Here is an 18,263-nt window from a genome sequence, read left to right on the forward strand (position 1 = left end):
CCCATGTTAAGCAATTCCCTGATCGAACTGGACCGCGCCCATCTGGTGCACCCCGTCTCTTCCTTCCGCGGCCATGAAAAGCTTGGCGTGCGGGTGCTGACATCGGCGAAAGGCGCCACCGTCACCGATATGACCGGCCACCAGCTGATCGACGGTTTTGCCGGTCTCTGGTGTGTCAATGCCGGTTACGGTCATGACAGCATCGTTGAGGCGGCAGCAAAGCAGATGCGGGAACTGCCCTACGCCACCGCCTATTTCGACATTGGCAGCGAACCGGCCATCCGGCTGGCCTCCGAGCTTGCCGACCGGGCGCCCGGCGATCTCAACCACGTTTATTTCACGCTTGGCGGTTCCGATGCGGTGGACAGCACAATTCGCTTCATCCGTTACTACTGGCATGCAAAGGGTGAGCCGCAGCGCGATCAGTTCATTTCCATCGAACAGGGTTATCACGGTTCCACCACGGCCGGTTCAGGCCTCACCGCCTTGCCCGCCTTTCATGCCGGTTTTGGCGTGCCTTACGACTGGCAGCATAAAATCCCGTCGCATTATGCCTACCGTAACCCGGTTGGAAACGACCCGGCCGCCATCATCGCCTCCTCGCTGCAAATCCTGAAGGACAAGATCGAAGCCATAGGCCCGGACCGGGTCGCGGCGTTTTATGCCGAACCGATCCAGGGCTCGGGCGGCGTTCTGGTGCCGCCGCCGGGCTGGATCAAGGCGATGCGCGACCTCTGCCGCTCCTATGGCATTCTTTTCGTCGCCGATGAAGTGATTACCGGCTTTGGCCGCACCGGCCCGCTATTTGCCTGCGCCGACGAGGACATCGTGCCGGACTTCATCACCGCCGCAAAGGGCCTGACGTCAGGCTATGTACCGATGGGCGCCGTCTTCATGGCCGATCATGTTTATGATACCATTGCCGACTTCGCAGGCGAAGCGGCCGTGGGGCATGGATACACCTATTCCGCCCACCCCGTCAGCGCCGCCGTTGGTCTGGAAGTGCTGAAGCTTTACGAAGGCGGACTGCTGGAGAATGGCCGCCGCGCCGGTCACCGACTGATGGCGGGACTGGAGGGCTTGAGAAGCCACCCGCTGGTGGGCGATGTCCGCGGCCGCGGCATGCTTGCGGCGATCGAGCTTGTGACCGACAAGGAAAAGAAGACGCCGCTTCCGGCAGCCGCCACGCCGGCCCGCAAGGTTTTCGACCGCGCATGGGAAAACGGCCTCATCGTCAGGGCCTTTGCAAATGGCATCCTCGGTTACGCACCGCCGCTCTGCTGCACCGATGGCGAAATCGACGCCATCATCGAGCGGACACTGAAAACCCTCGACCAGACGCTCGAGGACCCGGCCGTGCGGGCGGCAATGGCCTGAGGCGTAACCCGGCTGTATCGCGACACCTTCTCTAAATGTCGCAACACACCGCATATTCGCAATATTCTGCCGAAGAGCCGATCCATTTCGGCGAATCCGGCGTGCTGGAAGTGCCAAACTATCCTTGGAAAAAGCACAAAGCGCCATGAAAACCGGCGTTTTCAAAAATAGGAACGGGACAAGGATCTCGTCCGGGAACAAAATAAAATGCCGCAACCTCCCCCAAGAGGACGAGGCGGCAGAGCGGAGACCGACATTGCCAAAAAAATTGAGCGACTTCAAATATATGAGCTTCGATGTGGTGGGAACTCTCATCGATTTCGAAGGGGGTCTGAAATCGACCCTGACGCAGATCGGTGCTGAGAATGGCGTCGAAGTCGATGGTGAAAAGGCGCTCGGCCTTTACCGCGCGGCACGTTATTCAGACGCGACAGACCTGTTTCCGGACGATCTCGTCCGCGTGTATCTCATCATCGCTCCGCAACTTGGCTTGCCGGCAGAACGTGCTCTTGGCGAACGCCTGCGCGACGCCGCCAAGAACTGGAAGGGTTTCGAAGACAGCCGTACCGCCATGGCGCAGCTTGCAAAGACACACCGCCTCATCGCCATGACCAATGCGCAGCGCTGGGCCTTCGAACATTTCTCGAAAGAACTCGGCAATCCCTTCTATGCCGCTTTCACGGCGGATGATACCGGCACCGAAAAGCCGGACCCGGCCTTTTTCGAGAAGGTCTTTGCGTTTGTTGAGAGCGAGGGCGCCTCGAAGGACGACATCCTGCATGTCGCGCAAAGCCAGTACCACGATATCGGCATTTCCCGGAAGTTGGGCATGACCAATTGCTGGATTGAGCGCCGCCACGACCAGAAGGGATATGGCGGTACGATCGAGCCGGAAAACTTTACCGAGCCGGATTATCACTTCACCTCGATGGCCGGCCTTGCCGAAGCCGCGAGACAGGCGGGCGGCTGAACCGCCCTCCACCAAGGGCGTGGCGCGAACTGGGACGCGGACCGCCGGAATTTTCTGCAGACGCATTTCAACAAATCATACAAAAGGGGAAGACCATGAGTGACAGGATTACAAACTGGACCCGCTCCGACGATGCCGCCGTTGAACAGGCGATCCGTCGCGGCGCGACGCGGCGTGAGCTGCTTCACATGATGCTGGCCGGCGGCGTCGCCCTTTCCGCCGGCTCGGCCATTCTTGGCCGCGCCTCGCAGGCGCTCGCGGCCACCCCGGTTTCCGGCGGCACGCTGAAGGCGGCCGGCTGGTCCTCTTCCACAGCCGATACGCTCGACCCCGCAAAAGCCTCGCTTTCCACGGACTACGTCCGTTGCTGCGCGCTTTATAACCGGCTGAGCTTCCTCGATGCTTCCGGCACGCCGCAGATGGAGCTGGCCGAATCCATCGAATCCAAGGACGCCAAGACCTGGACGGTCAAACTGCGTTCCGGCGTCACCTTCCACGACGGCAAGGCGCTGACGGCCGATGACGTGGTCTATTCGCTGAAGCGCCATCTCGATCCGGCTGTCGGCTCCAAGGTCGCCAAGATCGCCGCCCAGATGACCGGCTTCAAGGCGCTCGACAAGAGCACGGTCGAGATCACGCTTGCCAGCGCCAATGCCGACCTGCCGACAATCCTTGCGATGCACCACTTCATGATCGTCGCCGACGGCGCGACCGACTTCTCCAAGGGCACCGGCACCGGCGCCTTCAAGCTTGAAACATTCGAGCCGGGTGTGCGCTCGATCATGTCCAAGAACAGTAATTACTGGAAATCCGGCGGCCCGCACGTCGACAGCTTCGAGTTCTTCGCGATCTCGGACGACAATGCACGCGTCAATGCGCTTCTCTCCGGCGACATCCAGCTCGCGGCCGCCATCAATCCGCGCGCGCTTCGCCTGCTCGACAAGCAGGAAGGTGTCGTCCTGTCGAAGGGAACTTCCGGCAACTACACCAATCTCAACATGCGCCTCGATCAGGCTCCGGGCAACAAGGCCGATTTCATTGCCGGCATGAAGTCGATCGTCAACCGTGAGCAGATCGTCAAGGCGGCCTTGCGCGGTCTTGGCGAAGTCGGCAACGACCAGCCGGTTCCGCCCATGAGCCCCTATCATAATCCGGACCTGAAGCCGAAGGCCTTCGATCCCGAGAAGGCCAAGTTCCACTTCGAGAAAGCCGGCCTCCTCGGCCAGTCCATCCCGGTCATCACCTCGGATGCGGCAAATTCGGCCATCGACATGGCAATGATCATCCAGGCCTCCGCTGCCGAAATCGGCCTCAAGCTGGATGTGCAGCGTGTTCCCGCCGACGGCTACTGGAGCAATTACTGGCTGAAAGCGCCGATCCATTTCGGCAATATCAACCCGCGCCCGACACCGGACATCCTGTTCTCGCTGCTTTATGCGTCCGACGCTCCCTGGAACGAGAGCCAGTACAAGTCGGAGAAGTTCGACAAGCTGATGCTCGAGGCGCGCGGCCTGCTCGATATGGAGAAGCGCAAGCAGATCTACTTCGAGATGCAGACGATGATCGCCGACGAAGCCGGCACCATCATTCCCGCCTATCTTACCAACGTGGACGCCATCAGTTCCAAGCTGAAGGGCCTGGAAGCCAATCCGCTCGGCGGCATGATGGGTTACGCCTTTGCGGAATACGTCTGGCTCGAAGCCTGATAGACCATGGAGCCGGGCGCAAACGCAGCGCCCGGCCAAGTTTTCCGCCGATGCGGAAAGCCTCCACAATCAGGCAGGTCGCAGGAGCATGTGAATGAACAGCCGGATATTGTCCCTTGTCGCCCGGCGGCTGGTCGTCATGCTGACGACGCTGCTGATCGTGTCATTTATCGTCTTTTCCGCCACCAGCCTGCTGCCCGGCGATACGGCGACGATCCTTCTCGGTCAGGCGGCAACGCCGGAGGCCGTGGCCGGCCTGCGCACCGCCATGCATCTCGATGATCCCGCCCTGCTGCGCTTCGTTCGCTGGCTTTTCGGCCTGCTGCATGGCGAACTCGGCACCTCCTATGCCAACAACATGGCGATTGCCGATCTCATCGGCCCGCGCTTCGTCAACTCCATGAAGCTGGCCGGCATCACCACGCTCATCGCCGTGCCACTGGCGCTCACACTCGGCATCAGCTCCGCCATGCTGCGTGGAACGCTTTATGACCGCATCGTCACGGTGCTGACCATCGGCGTCATTTCCGTGCCGGAATTCATGATCGCCACGCTCGCCGTCCTGCTTTTCGCGGTTTATCTGAAATGGCTGCCGGCGCTGTCGCTGGTCAGCGAGGTTCACACGCTGTTTGATGTACTGCGCGTTTACGCCATGCCGGTCATCACGTTGACCTTCGTCGTCTCGGCCCAGATGATCCGCATGAGCCGCGCCGCGGTGATAGAGACGCTGGATACGCCCTATGTCGAAATGGCGCTGCTGAAGGGCGCGCCGCGCATGCGCATCGTGCTGCGTCACGCGCTTCCCAATGCACTCGGCCCCATCGTCAATGCAGTGGCGCTGTCGCTTTCGTACCTTGTCGGTGGCGTCATCATCGTCGAGACGATCTTCAACTATCCCGGTATCGCCAAGCTGATGGTCGATGGCGTGGCCACCCGCGATCTGCCTCTGATCCAGACCTGCGCGATGATCTTCTGCGTCGGTTATCTCCTGCTCATCACGACGGCTGACATCATCGCCATCATGTCCAATCCGAGGCTGCGCTGATGGCCGATCATATCAAGACATATCAGGGGACCGCGCGCTTGGGTTACAAGATCAACGCAGTCGGCGTTTTCGGCTTTCTTGTCATTTTCCTCTGGGCCATGGTTGCGATCTTCGCGCCCTATCTCATTCCCCATCCGGTGGGTGAAATCGTCGATCTCGATTATTTCGGGCCTATGACGTCAGATCTCTGGCTCGGTTCCGATTATCTCGGCCGTGACGTGTTCTCCCGTATCCTCATGGGCGCGCGTTTCACGGTCGGCATTTCGCTGGCGGCCGTCACCATCGCCTGCACCTGCGGCGTCGTGCTCGGCATGTGCGCCGCCGTCATCGGCGGCTGGTTTGATGCGGCACTCAGCCGTTTCCTCGATGCGGTGAACTCCATTCCGAGCAAGCTGTTCGGCCTCGTGGTCGTCGCCGCCGTCGGCTCCTCCATTCCGGTGCTCATCGTCACGCTGTCGGTCATTTACACGCCGGGCGCCTATCGCTTCGCGCGGGCACTCGCCGTCAATGTCAACACCATGGATTTCGTCACCGTCGCGCGGGTGCGCGGCGAAAGCCTGCTCTATCTCATCAGTTCCGAAATCCTGCCCAACATCATCCGGCCCGTACTTGCCGATCTCGGCGTGCGTTTCGTCTTCATCGTGCTGCTTCTGTCCGGCCTGTCCTTCCTCGGTCTCGGCCTGCAGCCACCAAACGCCGACTGGGGCGCGCTGGTGCGTGAAAACATCGGCGGCCTGCCCTTTGCCGCACCGGCGGTCATCTTCCCGTCGCTGGCGATTGCCAGCCTGACGATCAGTGTCAATCTGCTGATCGACAATCTGCCGCAGAAAATCCGCGACAGGAGCGAATAATGAGCAATCTCGTTGAAATCCGTGGACTGAAGGTCGAGGCCACCACCGATTCCGGCCGTCGCATCGATATCATCAAGGGTATCGACATCGATATCGCCGAGGGCGAGATCGTGGCGCTGATCGGCGAAAGCGGTTCCGGCAAGACGACCATCGCGCTGACCCTGATGGGGTATGCACGGCCGGGATGCCGCATTTCCGGCGGCAGTGTCACGGTGGCAGGCCAGGACATGGTGCAGCTTTCCGAAGCCGAGTGCGCCAGGGTGCGCGGCACGAAAATATCCTATGTGCCGCAGAGTGCGGCCGCCGCATTCAACCCGGCGCAGAAAATCATCGATCAGGTCATCGAAGTCACCCGCATACACCACCTTATGCCGCCTCAGGAGGCGCGTAAAAAAGCGGTCGAGCTTTTCAAGGCATTGTCACTGCCCAATCCGGAAACCATCGGCGAGCGTTACCCGCATCAGGTGTCCGGTGGCCAGCTGCAGCGCCTCTCGGCCGCCATGGCGCTGATCGGCAATCCTCAACTGGTGATTTTCGACGAACCGACGACCGCACTTGATGTGACGACCCAGATCGAGGTTCTGCGTGCCTTCAAATCGGCGATGCGCAAGGGCGGCATTGGCGGCGTCTATGTTTCGCACGACCTTGCCGTCGTCGCCCAGATTGCCGACCGGATTGTGGTGCTGAAAGGCGGCGAGGTTCAGGAAACCGGCACGACCAAGGATATTCTGGAGAACGCTCAACACCCCTATACCCGCGAATTGTTGACCGCCTTTAACGACAAGGTGCGCGTCGTGACACCGCCCAAACAAAGTGAGGCGACACCGCTCCTCGATATCGACCAGCTGATCGCCGGTTATGGCACGAAAGGCGATGACCGCATGCCGCTGGTGCGTGCGGTGGATTCCGTCAGCCTTGCGGTCTATCCCGGCCGCAATCTCGGCATCATCGGCGAATCCGGCTGCGGAAAATCGACACTGGCGCGTGCCATTGCCGGCATCCTGCCGGCCGCAAGCGGTCACGTCGTCTTCGAGGGCCATGAACTCAACGCCGATGCCCGGCGTCGAACCAGCGACCAGCTTCGCCGCATGCAGATCGTGTTCCAATATGCCGATACCGCACTCAATCCGGCAAAACCCATCGAAGATATTCTCGGCCGGCCACTGACCTTTTATCACGGCATGAAAGGCAAGGCCCGCGATGCGCGGATCGATGAGCTGCTCGATATGGTGAAGTTGCCGCGCTCGGTCCGCCACCGCCATCCCTCCGGCCTTTCCGGCGGGCAGAAGCAACGTGTCAATTTCGCCCGCGCGCTTGCGGCCGAACCATCGCTCATCATCTGCGATGAAATCACCTCGGCACTCGATACCGTCGTCGCAGCCGCGATCATTGATCTGCTCGGAGAATTGCAGCGGGAACTGAACCTCTCCTACATCTTCATCAGCCATGATCTTTCGGTGGTTGAGACAATCTGCGACGAAATCGTCGTGATGTATGGCGGCCAGAAAGTGGAGCATCTGGAAACCGAAGCAATCAAATCGCCCACACATCCCTATTCGAAGCTGCTCTTCTCCTCAGTGCCGAAACTCGATCCGACATGGCTTGATAATCTTCAACAGGATGCGGAGCTGGTGCGGGCGTTTTCCAAGCGGTAAGCCGCTGGAAAATAGTAAGGCGTTGCAAAAACCTGGTTGAGTGCCAAAGAGGATTGAGAAGCTGTCCTCCGTCATGCCGGACTTGATCCGGCATCCAGTCACGGCGCGTCTGCGCCGTGAGAAGAGTCTCTTGCGATCAAGGACTTGATCGCGCTGGACCCCGGATCAAGTCCGGGGTGACGGAGTGTAAGTGCAACACCTGTCAAACCCATCGGTTCTGCGGACGTCTGATGCACTCCCTCTCACCTCAAAGCGGAAACAGGCTGGTCAGCGGCATGTGCGATTTGGTGATCGGCGATTTCAGCACCACGAAGCTGAAATATTTGTCGATGCCGACATCCATATCCGTCAGCCGCTCCATGATCGACTGATATTCTACGATGCCTGATGTGACGAATTTCAGCAGGTAGTCGTAACCGCCGGAAACGAGGTGGCATTCCACCACCTGGTCGATCTTCTCGACGACACCGAGGAAGCGGGCGAAATCGATCTGCCGGTGGTTCTTGAGCGTGATTTCGGTAAAGACAGTCAGTGTCTGGCCGAGCTTGTTGATGTTGATCTGCGCCGAATAACCTTCGATGTAACCTTCGGACTGAAGTTTCTTGACCCGCATCAGGCAGGGGCTGGGCGAAAGATTGACAAGCTCCGCCAGTTCCACATTGGTGATGCGACCGTTTTTCTGCAGTTCGTAGAGGATCTTGATATCGATCCGGTCAAGTTTCATCACGTGCGGAACCCCTTTTTTGTTTTTTCGAGTGCGCGGCATAAAATTCTGACGCTGCAGTGGAAATCTTATCACATGCACGTGCCCTGTCGATGTAAGCATGTTTTTTTGATGCAGCATAAAGAGTTGCAGACATGGCCATGAACAGCAGGAGATTCCGGCAAACCACTCAGTCTGGCAGCGTGTACACGCCAGCCAAAGGTAAATTAGGACGAATATAAGGAGTCCGACCCATGCCCGCCCCGCTGCAACAGATCACGACATCGCCGGAGCTGCCGAAAGCCGCAGACGCCGTCATTATCGGCGGTGGCATCGTTGGGGTATTCGCGGCCTATTACCTCGCCCGGCGAGGCCTGAAAGTGGCTCTGGTGGAAAAAGGCCTTGTTGGTGCGGAGCAATCCAGCCGCAACTGGGGCTGGTGCCGGCAGCAGAACCGCGATGCGCGCGAATTGCCGATTTCGACCCAGAGCCTTGTATTGTGGGAGCAATTTGCCAGTGAAAGCGGCGAAGACACCGGCTTTCGCCGTTGCGGATTGTTTTACCTCAGCGACAAAGAAGCGGAACTTGCCGGCTGGGCGCGCTGGCGCGACTTTGCCATCACCGCCGGTGTGACGACGCATATGCTGAGCGCCGATGAGGCAAGTGAGCGCGGCCGCGCCACCGGCAAACGCTGGAAGGGCGGCGTCTTTTCACCCACCGACGGCACGGCCGATCCGTCCATGGCGGCACCCGCCGTGGCGCGCGCCATCATCAAACTCGGCGGCACGGTGCATCAGAATTGCGCTGCGCGCGGGCTTGAGACCGAGGGTGGCCGGGTCAGCGCCGTCGTTACCGAAAAAGGCACGATCCGCACCAAAACCGCCATCATGTCCGGCGGAGCATGGGCGTCTTCCTTCTGCCGTCAACTCGGCATTCGTTTCCCGCAGGCTTCCGTCCGCTCCTCCATCCTTTCGGTCACACCGGGTGCTGAAGGCCTGCCGGATGCATTGCATACAAAGGCCGTTTCGCTGACACGCCGGAACAACGGCGGTTATACCCTCGCCATCAGCGGCCTCGGCCGTATCGACCCAACGGCGCAGCAGATGCGGTTCGCGCGTGAATTCGTGCCGATGTTCCTCAAGCGCTGGCGCAGCCTGCGGCCAGGCGGGCTGGAAGGCATTCGCGGCGGCCACGAGACGTTGAAGCGCTGGCGGCTGGATGCGCCGACGCCGATGGAACGGGTTCGCATTCTCGATCCGAAACCCAATGCCGCCGCCATTCGCGAGACCCATAAACGGGCGCTGGACCTTCTGCCCGCGCTTCGCAACACCCAGATTTCCGCGGCCTGGGCCGGTTTCATCGACAGTACGCCGGATGGCGTTCCGGCCATTGGCGAAACCAGCGAATTACCCGGTTTCATCCTCGCCGCCGGCTTCAGCGGCCATGGTTTCGGCATCGGACCGGGGGCCGGTCATCTGATCGCCGATATCGTCACGGGTTCGAACCCGATCGTCGATCCCGTTCCTTATCATCCCAGCCGTTTCCTTGGTTCGTCATGGGGCAAGGTTGCAGATTTCTGAAGCCATAGAGCAAAACAATATCCGCAGGCGAACCTGCGGATATTGCCGTCCGCCGCATTTTTGACCGGTCAGCTTTTTGGCAGGCCGGGGGGATTGGTGCGCGATTCCGGCAGCGCCTCTTCCGCTAGCTGCCAGCGATCGAGAACTTTTGCGTAAGCACCGCTCTTGATCAGGTCATTGGTGGCAAGCGTCAGCGCGTCGGCCAGTCCAGAACCCTTGCGGGTGGTGATGGCGACATCCGAGCGCTCCGGCCAGCCAGCCGAGAGGGTTCCCACCCGCTTGATGGTCTTGTCGCGCGCGGCGATGAAAACCAGCTGCGCATGCGGCTGTACGATCACATCCGCCCGGCCGGCTGAAAGCGCGACGAGCCGCGTGGCTTCGTCGTCGTAATATTGCAGCTCGATCGGCTTCAAACCGGCGGCGACATTCTCGTCGCTCCATTTCAGCAGAATACGCTCCTGATTGGTTCCCGCACCAACGATGATCCTCAGACCGGCGGCATCCTTCGGCTCGGTGATGGAGGTTATGCCGCTGTCGGACTTGACGAAAAAGCCGTGCAGGCCCTGGCGGTAGGTGGAGAAATCGAACTTTTCCTTGCGCTGTTCGGTCACGCCGACATTGGAGATGACGGCATCATATTTGCCCGAGGCGAGGCCGAGCGGCCAGTCGGCCCAGGCCACGGCCACCAGTTCCAGTTCAAGGCCGAGACTATCGGCAACGGCAAGCGCGTAGTCCGGGTCTGCGCCCACAACGGTCTTCGCATCCGTCGCATAGGTGGCCAATGGCGGCCCGCCGGGAGAAACGGCGACGGTGAGTTTGCCCGGCGTGACGAACTTGAAATCCTTCGGTACGGCGGCAATGGCGCCGGGGTCTTTTTCAACCCTGATACGGCCGGGCTGATCCGGTGACAGATCGAAGACATCGGTTGCGAAGGCCGGGACGAAACCGGAGATGAAGAGAAAGACGCCGAACGTGGCCTTGGCGAAACGAGAGGTGAAGGTCATCATGATTTTCCGATGAATGATTGCGGGACGGAGGTAGCGCGGGCGGGAGGATGCCCGCGCCACCGGCTGAGTGATGTCCCACCTTCGACTCAGCTTTTAGGAACTCCGTTTTTCACGCTCAGCTCTTGGGCAGACCGGGCGGATTGGTGCGGGATTCGGTGATGGCTTCCGAGCCGAGATTCCAGCGAGCGAGAACCTTGCCGTAATTGCCGTTCTTGATCTGGGCATTCAGCGCAGCGGTGACGGCCTCGGCGATGCCGGCATCCTTTTTCGAAGCGAAGGCGATTTCCGCCGCTTCCGGCCAGCCGCCGGAGAAGGTGCCGACGAGCTTGGTCTTTTTCTGGCTTGCCGCCTGGAAGGCCGAAGTGGCATTGGGGCCGAGATAGGCGTCCGCACGACCGGATTGCAGGGCAACGTCAAGCACGGCCTGATCGTCGTAATATTGCACTTCGGTGTCGGCCAGTCCCTTCGCCTTGTTGTCCTTGATCCACTTCAGCAGAATCTGCTCCTGATTGGTGGCCGCGCCGACGATCACCTTCAGCCCGGCGACATCCTCAGGCTTGCCGATTGATGTGACCTTGCTGTTGTTGCCCACATAAAAGCCGAGCAGATCGTTGCGATAGCTGGAGAAATCGAACTTCTCCTTGCGCGCTTCCGTCACCGTGATGTTGGAGGCGACGGCATCATATTTGCCCGAAGCAAGGCCGAGCGGCCAGTCGGCCCAGGCAATCGGAACGAGCTGAAGTTCAAGTCCAAGGCTGTCGGCAATCAGCTGGGCGATATCCGGCTCCACGCCGATCGGCGTTTTCGTGTCGCTCGCATAGTCGACCAGCGGCAGGCGGAAGGGCACGGTCGCGACCGTCAGCTTGCCATCGGCAACGAATTTATGGCCGGCGGGCAGAAGCTTGATTGCCTCCTCAACCTTTTCGGCGCGCACCCGGCCCTTCTGTTCGGGCGACAGGTCAACCTCCTGCGCATGCGCGGCCGGAATGAGCGCGGTGGTGGCGGTGAAAAGACCGCCGGCGAGCAGGGACAATAATTTCGATGAAAAAGCCATGTGAGTGTTTCCTTGTTATGATTAGAGAACTTTTGCGAGGAATTCGGCCGTGCGCGGATGTTCAGGGTTGTTGAACACCTTCTCCGGTGTGCCCGTTTCAACGATGCGGCCCTGTTCCATGAAGACGACCCTGTCGGAGACTTCGCGGGCAAAACCGATCTCATGGGTGACGATGATAAGGGTGACGCCGGAGCGGGAGAGCTCCTTGATGACGTCGAGCACTTCATTGACCAGTTCAGGGTCGAGCGCGGATGTCGGCTCATCGAACAGCAGCACCTTGGGCCGCAGGGCGAGTGCCCGGGCAATCGCCACGCGTTGCTGCTGGCCGCCGGAAAGCTGGCGCGGGTAGGCATTGGCCTTCTCGGCAAGGCCGACACGAGCCAGAAGATCGCGCGCCTCCGCTTCAGCCTGTTCTTTCGAGATGCCGCGAACCGCGACCGGCGCTTCGATGATGTTTTCAAGCGCAGTAAGATGCGGAAACAGGTTGAAGCTCTGGAACACCATGCCCACTTCGACGCGGCGTTTGAGGATTTCCCGCTCCTTCAGCTCATAAAGCGTATCGCCCTGCTGGCGATAACCAACCAGCTCGCCGTCTATGGCGATAAAGCCGTCATCGACGCGCTCCAGATGGTTGATGGAGCGCAGCAGGGTGGACTTACCCGAGCCGGATTGGCCAAGAATGGTGGTGACGCTGCCTGCCGGAATGGAAAGGGAGACATCATCCAGCACCTTGAGTGTGCCAAAAGACTTGGAAACACCGTGGATATTCACCGAACCGCCACGATTGCCTATGCGGAAGCCTCCCGCACGCGCAGATACCGAAGCTTCCCGCTTTACAGGCACCGTCGCCAGGGCCGCCGGCTCCGCCGCTGCCCGGCGTGGCAGGAAGGTGCGGTAGACGGTGGCGAAAAGCGAAGGGGGCGGATTGCGAAGCGCACCCCGGGAAAAATGCCGTTCGATATGATGCTGAACGATCGATAGCGCCGTCAGGATCACCAGATACCAGACGGTTGCGACCATCAGCAGCGGAATCACTTCCAGATTGCGGCGATAGATGATCTGGATGGTGTAGAACAATTCCGGTAGCGCGAGGATATAGACCTGCGACGTTCCCTTTGCGAGGCCGATGATGTCGTTGAAGGCCGTCGGCAGGATGGACCGCATGGCCTGCGGCAGAACGATGCGGGAGGCCTGCCGCCGGCGTGGAAGGCCAAGTGCGGCTGCAGCTTCCAGCTGCCCCTGGTCGACCGAGAGAATGCCGCCACGTACGATTTCCGATGCAAAGGCCGCCTGATTGAGAGTGAGGCCCAGCACGGCGGCCGCAAACGGCGTCATCAGCTGCGTCGTATTCCAGCTGAAGAAGTTGATGCCGGTATAAGGCACGCCGATCGTCACCGTTTCATAGAGATAACCGAGATTGTTGAGGATCAGCAGAAGCACGATCAGCGGGATCGACCGGAAAATCCAGATATAGGTCCAGGAAACGGCAACCAGCAACGGCGAGCGGGACACACGGGCAAGTGCCAGCAGCGTTCCGAGAACAAACCCGAACAGCGCACCCAGCGCCGTCAACAGCAATGTCCGGCCAAGACCAACGAGCACCGGTTCGGCGAAGAACCATTCGGCAAAGACGTCCCAACCCCAGCGCGGATTGCCGAAAACGGAATGCAGCACGGCCGCAATGATCAGGACGGAAAAAACCGTGCCCACGGTGCGCAGGGGATAACGGGCAGGAACGATGCGGAAATGGCCGTAACCGCCCTTAACCGGCTCGCCCTTCTGCTCGCTGACCGCCACATGCGGAAAATCTGAGGCTATCGTCATCTAAAGAGCCTTTCACGGATGGGCGGAAGAGGGTTGCGGATGGACGGCCGGTATCGGCGCGCCGTCCGGGAGGGGACCGGAGGCCGCATCGGCAAGAAATTTTTCGAAGGGCAGCGACCTGATCGTCTCGGGGTCGGCCGCCGTGTCGAACAAGGCGCGATAACCATTGGTGAGATAGAGGCCGACGGCTTCCGGCTGGCGGAACCCCGTGGTCAGATAGACACGGGCATAACCCTGCCGGATCGCCTGCTGCTCCAGCTCCCGAAGCACGAGCTTCGCCAGCCCCTGGCGACGATGGGCCGAATGGGTCCAGACCCGCTTGAATTCGGCAGTCTCCTCGTCGTAACGCATGAAAGCGCCGCCGGCGATCGGCTTTCCGTCCCGCAGAAGCAGCAGGAAATTGCCGGATGGCGGACTAAAGGCTTCCGGGGGATATTTGTTCAGCTCCGCCCTTGCCCCTTCCGCATTGAAGAATGTGCCGTAACGGCTGTCATATTCGAACAGCAACTCTTCCAGAAGCGGAGTTGCGAGCGGATCCTTGACCGATGTGTAGAAAAAACTGTCGCTCATGTCCTTGTCCTAAATTTCGTGTCAGGAGAGGTATGCTTCAGCCAGGCGCACCCAGAAGCGTGCCGCAGGCGCGATGATCGCATCGTTGAAATCATAGTGAGGGCTGTGCAGGGGGGCACTGTCGCCATTGCCGACGAAGAGGTAGGAGCCGGGTCGCTCCTGCAGCATGAAAGCGAAATCTTCGCTCGCCGTGCGCGGCTGAAACCCTTCGGCGATCTGTCCGGCTGGAAAATGCCGTCTGGCGACATCGCGGGCGAAAACCGTCTGCGCCGCGTGATTGATGACAGGCGGAAAACCACGGGAATAGGCGACGTCAGCCCTCGCGCCAAAACTTTCCGCCTGCGCCTTGGCGAGTGCCGGAAGCCGTTCCTCCAGCCTGTCGCGCACGGCGGGTGAAAAAGCCCGGGCGGTGATCTGCAATTCCACGCTCTCGGGAATGACGTTGGAGGCGGTTCCGCCATGGATGGAACCGACGGTCAGCACCGCCATTTCGCGCGGATCGACGTTGCGGGAAACAATGCTCTGCAGGGCGGTGATGAAGCTTGCCGAGGCCAGAACCGGATCAACAGTCTCATGCGGCGCCGCACCGTGGCCGCCCTTGCCGACGATCCGCACCTGCGCCTTGTCGACGGAAGCCATGGCAGGGCCTTCCACGAAACCAAACTGTCCGGTTTCCACACCCGGCCAATTGTGTAGGCCGAAGACCGCATCAACGGGAAACCGCTCGAACAGCCGGTCCTTTATCATCGCCCTCGCACCCGCACCGATCTCCTCGGCGGGCTGGAAGATCAGCGTCAAGGTGCCGGAAAAATTCGAAGTTTCAGCAAGGTAACGGGCGGCAGTGAGCAGGATCGTCGTGTGACCATCATGACCGCAGGCATGCATGACGCCCGGCGTTTCGCTGGCATAGGCAAGGCCGGTCTCTTCATGAATTGGCAGCGCATCGATATCGGCGCGGATGCCGAGACGTTTTTCACCATGACCCCGTTTCAGGGTGGCAACGACACCGTGACCGCCGACACCTTCCGTCACCTCATATCCGAACGACAGCAGATAACGGGCGATGAGCGCCGCCGTGCGGTTTTCCTTGAGCGACAGCTCCGGATGCCGGTGGAGATCATGCCGGATGGCGATACTCTCCTCGATGAAGGCAAGGATTCCCCGTTCGGCGTCGTCCTGCGGACGCGCGCCGTCAATGCGGATATTCATGGTTCTGTCTCCTGCACGGCTTTTTGCCCGCCGCGTCTTGTAATCTGCGCGGGCGGCGGTCCTGCCGCCCTGCCGCAGCTTTATGCTATGGCCTTGTCCGAGCCGCTTTCGCCGCTGGAATAGACGCTTTCCCGGAAAGGCAGGCCGAGATGATCCCGCAAGGTTGCCCCTTCCAGATGCGGATCGAAATAACCGCGCCGCTGCAGCACTGGAATGACGAGGCGGATGAAATCATCCAGCCCTTCGGCGATCACCGGGAAGCCCAGAATGAAGCCATCGGCCGCATCATTTTCCACCCAGCGGATGATTTCGTCCGCCACCTTGTCCGGTGTGCCGATGAAACCTTCGCGCGGGGTTGCAGCCTCCAGCGCCGCTTCCCGCAGCGTCTGGTTCTTTTCCTTTGCCCGGCGCTTGATACGGTCGGTCGTTGAACGGAAGCTGTTCTTGCCGATATCACCGAGTTCAGGGAAAGCTTCATCCAGCGGATAGGCGCTGAAATCATGGTGGTCGAAAAAGCGGCCGAGATAGGCAAGCGCATCTTCGATGGTGATGAGGTTGCGGATGACGTCATACTTCGCCTCCGCCTCTTCCTGCGTTTCGCCGACGATCGGTCCGATACCGGGGAAAATCTTCACGTCGCTGGCGGATCTGCCCTGCGCAACGGCGCTCTGCTTTACACGTTTGAGGAAGGTCTGGTTTTCTTCCAGCGAAGCAGAATTGGTGAAGACGGCATCGGCATGTTTGCCCGCAAGGCCGATACCCGCATCGGAGGAGCCTGCCTGAAACACCACCGGCTGCCCCTGTGGCGAACGCTGGATGTTCAGCGGGCCTTCCACCTGGAAGAACCGTCCCTTGTGACCGAGCGTATGGAGTTTGTCGCGCTCGAAGAACTGTCCGCTCTCCCGGTTGCGCACGAAGGCATCGTCGTCCCAGCTATCCCACAACCCCTTGATGACTTCGAGATATTCATCGGCGATCTCGTAGCGCAGCGCATGTTCGGGATGATTGCGGCTGTAGTTTTTGGCCGTGCCTTCAAGCGGCGTCGTCACGGCATTCCATCCGGCACGGCCGCCGCTCAACAGGTCAAGCGAGGCGAACTGGCGGGCGATCGTGAAAGGGTCGCTATAAGACGTCGAAACAGTACCCGCGAGACCGATTTTTGAGGTGACGGAGGCAAGCGCCGAAAGGATGGTCAGCGGCTCGAAACGGTTGAGGAAATGCGGGATCGACTTGTCGTTTATATAAAGCCCGTCCGCCACAAAGGCGAAGGCAATGCCGGCGGCTTCCGCCTTCAGCGCCGTCTTCCTGAAGAAGTCGAAATTGACGCTGGCATCGACCGGGCTTTTTGGGTGCCGCCAGGCATTCATATGCCCACCGGGACCCTGAAGCATGATGCCGAAACGGATTTTCTTTCTCGTCATGTCATTTCTCCTGAGGACAAGATCACGCCGCGCGGGAAAGGCGATGCGTGGCCAAGAGTTCAATCGAGGCAAGTCGCTGATCGGCTCCCACATGCGGCGGTTCGATGATGAATTCCTCGATGCCGTGTTCTTCGGAAAGCGCACGCAACGCCCGGTGAATATCTTCCGGCGCGCCATGGAGCACGTTGGGCTTGCGCTCCTCGATGCGATAATCGCTGTCACCGGACTGGCGGGCGAACTCTTCCGCCTGCTCGCGCCGGCCGAGGTTGAATGCCCTGCCATCGCTCAGAAATACCCGGTAGATGCGCTGTCCCTCCACCTGCCTTGCGGCGTGATCGGGGTCACTCGCGGCAAAAGCCGACAGGGCAAGGACCGGAGCTTTGCCGCCGCTTTGTTCTCGGAAAGCCAAAACACTGCTGCGAAGAACCTCCGGATCACCATTGAGGTGACCGGCAAAAACGAAGTTCCATCCCTTTGAGGCCGCAAGCCTTGCGCTTTCCGGGCTGGCGCCGAGCAGAAACCTCTCCGCTGCAACGGGAGGCGCCGGCGTTGCCTGCAATCCGGCCTGCGCGTGGTCCTGTGGCGCTGCACCAGACAAGAATGTGGTGAGTTCCCCGAAAGCCGTTTCGAAATCCGGCTTTCTCGCCGGGTCATAAGCCTGTTGCAGGGCTGAGGTTGCCAGCGGCAACCCGCCCGGTGTCTTGCCAACACCAAGATCGACCCGGCCGGGTGCAAGCGCCGATAGCACGTTGAAGACTTCGGCAACCTTATAGGGGCTGTAATGCTGCAGCATCACGCCACCTGAACCGACGCGGATGCGGGATGTCTTCGCCAGAATCCACGCCACCAGCGCCTCGGGTGCTGAACCGGCGAGTTCCGGCGAATTGTGATGCTCGGCCACCCAGAACCGCCGGTACCCCAGATCTTCGGCGCGTCTGGCAAGGTTGATCGTGTCGCGGAATGCGCCCGCCGCATCCTCGCCCGCCGAAACGGGGCTCTTATCCAGCAAACTGAGAGTATACATCATCACCTCGCACGTCTTTTGATGCATACTTTGTCTACTGATTTTATATTCTAATAAAGAACGTTCGTTCCACGTTGCAGCGCGATCAGAGAAAATATTGTTTTCCGCCACGATTCTGAAACCGGTCTAGGCAAAAAATATCCGCAGTGCTGGAGATGTGACGTTTAAAAGGCGGAAAGCAGGCGGTTTTCAAGGCCATATCCGGAGGAAACGGCTTGCGCGGGAATTCGCTAAAAACTACTTAGTAAGTTAGGAATAATATGGCCG

Annotated in this window: 15 protein-coding genes; 7 read left to right on the forward strand and 8 right to left on the reverse strand. The window is 60.0% G+C overall.

The window, feature by feature from the left end; genetic code table 11:
* The first annotated feature begins 3 nt into the window (after window positions 1-3).
* The 6 genes from EXN68_RS26705 to EXN68_RS26730 all read left to right on the forward strand — a co-directional run bounded on the left by EXN68_RS26705 (window position 4) and on the right by EXN68_RS26730 (window position 7,604).
* Window positions 4-1,377, forward strand: coding sequence for an aspartate aminotransferase family protein (locus EXN68_RS26705; RefSeq protein ID WP_142843616.1), 1,374 nt, complete (start codon window positions 4-6; stop codon window positions 1,375-1,377).
* A 256-nt stretch (window positions 1,378-1,633) separates the two neighbouring features.
* Window positions 1,634-2,347: an HAD-IA family hydrolase gene (locus EXN68_RS26710; protein ID WP_161991489.1), complete on the forward strand. Its 714-nt coding sequence runs from the start codon at window positions 1,634-1,636 to the stop codon at window positions 2,345-2,347.
* A 95-nt stretch (window positions 2,348-2,442) separates the two neighbouring features.
* Window positions 2,443-4,053: an ABC transporter substrate-binding protein gene (locus EXN68_RS26715; RefSeq protein ID WP_142843618.1), complete on the forward strand. Its 1,611-nt coding sequence runs from the start codon at window positions 2,443-2,445 to the stop codon at window positions 4,051-4,053.
* A 94-nt stretch (window positions 4,054-4,147) separates the two neighbouring features.
* Window positions 4,148-5,098: an ABC transporter permease gene (locus EXN68_RS26720; RefSeq protein WP_065117497.1), complete on the forward strand. Its 951-nt coding sequence runs from the start codon at window positions 4,148-4,150 to the stop codon at window positions 5,096-5,098.
* On the forward strand, window positions 5,098-5,949 hold the full coding sequence (locus EXN68_RS26725; protein ID WP_142843619.1) for an ABC transporter permease: 852 nt from the start codon (window positions 5,098-5,100) through the stop codon (window positions 5,947-5,949). The genes EXN68_RS26720 and EXN68_RS26725 overlap by 1 nt, the downstream gene beginning before the upstream one ends.
* Entirely contained in the window at window positions 5,949-7,604 is a 1,656-nt protein-coding gene (locus EXN68_RS26730; RefSeq protein WP_142843620.1) for an ABC transporter ATP-binding protein, read from the forward strand. The genes EXN68_RS26725 and EXN68_RS26730 overlap by 1 nt, the downstream gene beginning before the upstream one ends.
* 247 nt (window positions 7,605-7,851) lie before the next feature.
* Here the strand turns inward: EXN68_RS26730 and EXN68_RS26735 are convergent, their stop codons facing one another.
* Complete coding sequence (locus EXN68_RS26735) at window positions 7,852-8,328, reverse strand: Lrp/AsnC family transcriptional regulator (protein ID WP_046801438.1); 477 nt, start codon at window positions 8,326-8,328, stop codon at window positions 7,852-7,854.
* A gap of 233 nt (window positions 8,329-8,561) precedes the next feature.
* Here EXN68_RS26735 and EXN68_RS26740 point away from each other — a divergent pair, with 233 nt between their 5' ends.
* Entirely contained in the window at window positions 8,562-9,887 is a 1,326-nt protein-coding gene (locus EXN68_RS26740) for an NAD(P)/FAD-dependent oxidoreductase (RefSeq protein ID WP_142843621.1), read from the forward strand.
* A gap of 68 nt (window positions 9,888-9,955) precedes the next feature.
* Here EXN68_RS26740 and EXN68_RS26745 read toward each other — a convergent pair whose 3' ends face one another.
* The 7 genes from EXN68_RS26745 to EXN68_RS26775 all read right to left on the reverse strand — a co-directional run bounded on the left by EXN68_RS26745 (window position 9,956) and on the right by EXN68_RS26775 (window position 17,999).
* Window positions 9,956-10,891 carry an ABC transporter substrate-binding protein gene (locus EXN68_RS26745; protein WP_142843622.1) on the reverse strand — a complete coding sequence of 312 codons (936 nt, stop codon included), beginning with the start codon at window positions 10,889-10,891 and terminating at the stop codon, window positions 9,956-9,958.
* Window positions 10,892-11,009: 118 nt separating this feature from the next.
* Entirely contained in the window at window positions 11,010-11,948 is a 939-nt protein-coding gene (locus tag EXN68_RS26750) for an ABC transporter substrate-binding protein (RefSeq protein WP_142843623.1), read from the reverse strand.
* Between the two features lie 21 nt (window positions 11,949-11,969).
* Window positions 11,970-13,772 (reverse strand): amino acid ABC transporter permease/ATP-binding protein, encoded by a 1,803-nt coding sequence (locus tag EXN68_RS28100; protein WP_142843624.1) that lies wholly within the window; start codon window positions 13,770-13,772, stop codon window positions 11,970-11,972.
* Between the two features lie 12 nt (window positions 13,773-13,784).
* Window positions 13,785-14,342 (reverse strand): GNAT family N-acetyltransferase, encoded by a 558-nt coding sequence (locus EXN68_RS26760; protein WP_142843625.1) that lies wholly within the window; start codon window positions 14,340-14,342, stop codon window positions 13,785-13,787.
* Between the two features lie 21 nt (window positions 14,343-14,363).
* Entirely contained in the window at window positions 14,364-15,551 is a 1,188-nt protein-coding gene (locus EXN68_RS26765; protein ID WP_142843626.1) for a M20 aminoacylase family protein, read from the reverse strand.
* A gap of 80 nt (window positions 15,552-15,631) precedes the next feature.
* Window positions 15,632-16,972: an LLM class flavin-dependent oxidoreductase gene (locus tag EXN68_RS26770; protein WP_142843627.1), complete on the reverse strand. Its 1,341-nt coding sequence runs from the start codon at window positions 16,970-16,972 to the stop codon at window positions 15,632-15,634.
* Between the two features lie 22 nt (window positions 16,973-16,994).
* Window positions 16,995-17,999: an LLM class flavin-dependent oxidoreductase gene (locus EXN68_RS26775; protein ID WP_193559558.1), complete on the reverse strand. Its 1,005-nt coding sequence runs from the start codon at window positions 17,997-17,999 to the stop codon at window positions 16,995-16,997.
* Window positions 18,000-18,263 lie beyond the last annotated feature (264 nt).

This window comes from Martinezella rhizogenes, assembly GCF_007002745.1.
GTDB classification, from domain to species: Bacteria; Pseudomonadota; Alphaproteobacteria; order Rhizobiales; family Rhizobiaceae; genus Agrobacterium; species Agrobacterium cucumeris.

Coding starts and splice junctions, on each gene's coding strand:
- EXN68_RS26725 (WP_142843619.1), top strand. CDS start 5,098: ATGGCCGATCATATCAAGACATATCAGGGGACCGCGCGCTTGGGTTAC.
- EXN68_RS26770 (WP_142843627.1), bottom strand. CDS start 16,972: ATGACGAGAAAGAAAATCCGTTTCGGCATCATGCTTCAGGGTCCCGGT.
- EXN68_RS26740 (WP_142843621.1), top strand. CDS start 8,562: ATGCCCGCCCCGCTGCAACAGATCACGACATCGCCGGAGCTGCCGAAA.
- EXN68_RS26735 (WP_046801438.1), bottom strand. CDS start 8,328: ATGAAACTTGACCGGATCGATATCAAGATCCTCTACGAACTGCAGAAA.
- EXN68_RS26715 (WP_142843618.1), top strand. CDS start 2,443: ATGAGTGACAGGATTACAAACTGGACCCGCTCCGACGATGCCGCCGTT.
- EXN68_RS26720 (WP_065117497.1), top strand. CDS start 4,148: ATGAACAGCCGGATATTGTCCCTTGTCGCCCGGCGGCTGGTCGTCATG.
- EXN68_RS26705 (WP_142843616.1), top strand. CDS start 4: ATGTTAAGCAATTCCCTGATCGAACTGGACCGCGCCCATCTGGTGCAC.
- EXN68_RS26765 (WP_142843626.1), bottom strand. CDS start 15,551: ATGAATATCCGCATTGACGGCGCGCGTCCGCAGGACGACGCCGAACGG.
- EXN68_RS26730 (WP_142843620.1), top strand. CDS start 5,949: ATGAGCAATCTCGTTGAAATCCGTGGACTGAAGGTCGAGGCCACCACC.
- EXN68_RS26760 (WP_142843625.1), bottom strand. CDS start 14,342: ATGAGCGACAGTTTTTTCTACACATCGGTCAAGGATCCGCTCGCAACT.
- EXN68_RS28100 (WP_142843624.1), bottom strand. CDS start 13,772: ATGACGATAGCCTCAGATTTTCCGCATGTGGCGGTCAGCGAGCAGAAG.
- EXN68_RS26775 (WP_193559558.1), bottom strand. CDS start 17,999: ATGATGTATACTCTCAGTTTGCTGGATAAGAGCCCCGTTTCGGCGGGC.
- EXN68_RS26750 (WP_142843623.1), bottom strand. CDS start 11,948: ATGGCTTTTTCATCGAAATTATTGTCCCTGCTCGCCGGCGGTCTTTTC.
- EXN68_RS26745 (WP_142843622.1), bottom strand. CDS start 10,891: ATGACCTTCACCTCTCGTTTCGCCAAGGCCACGTTCGGCGTCTTTCTC.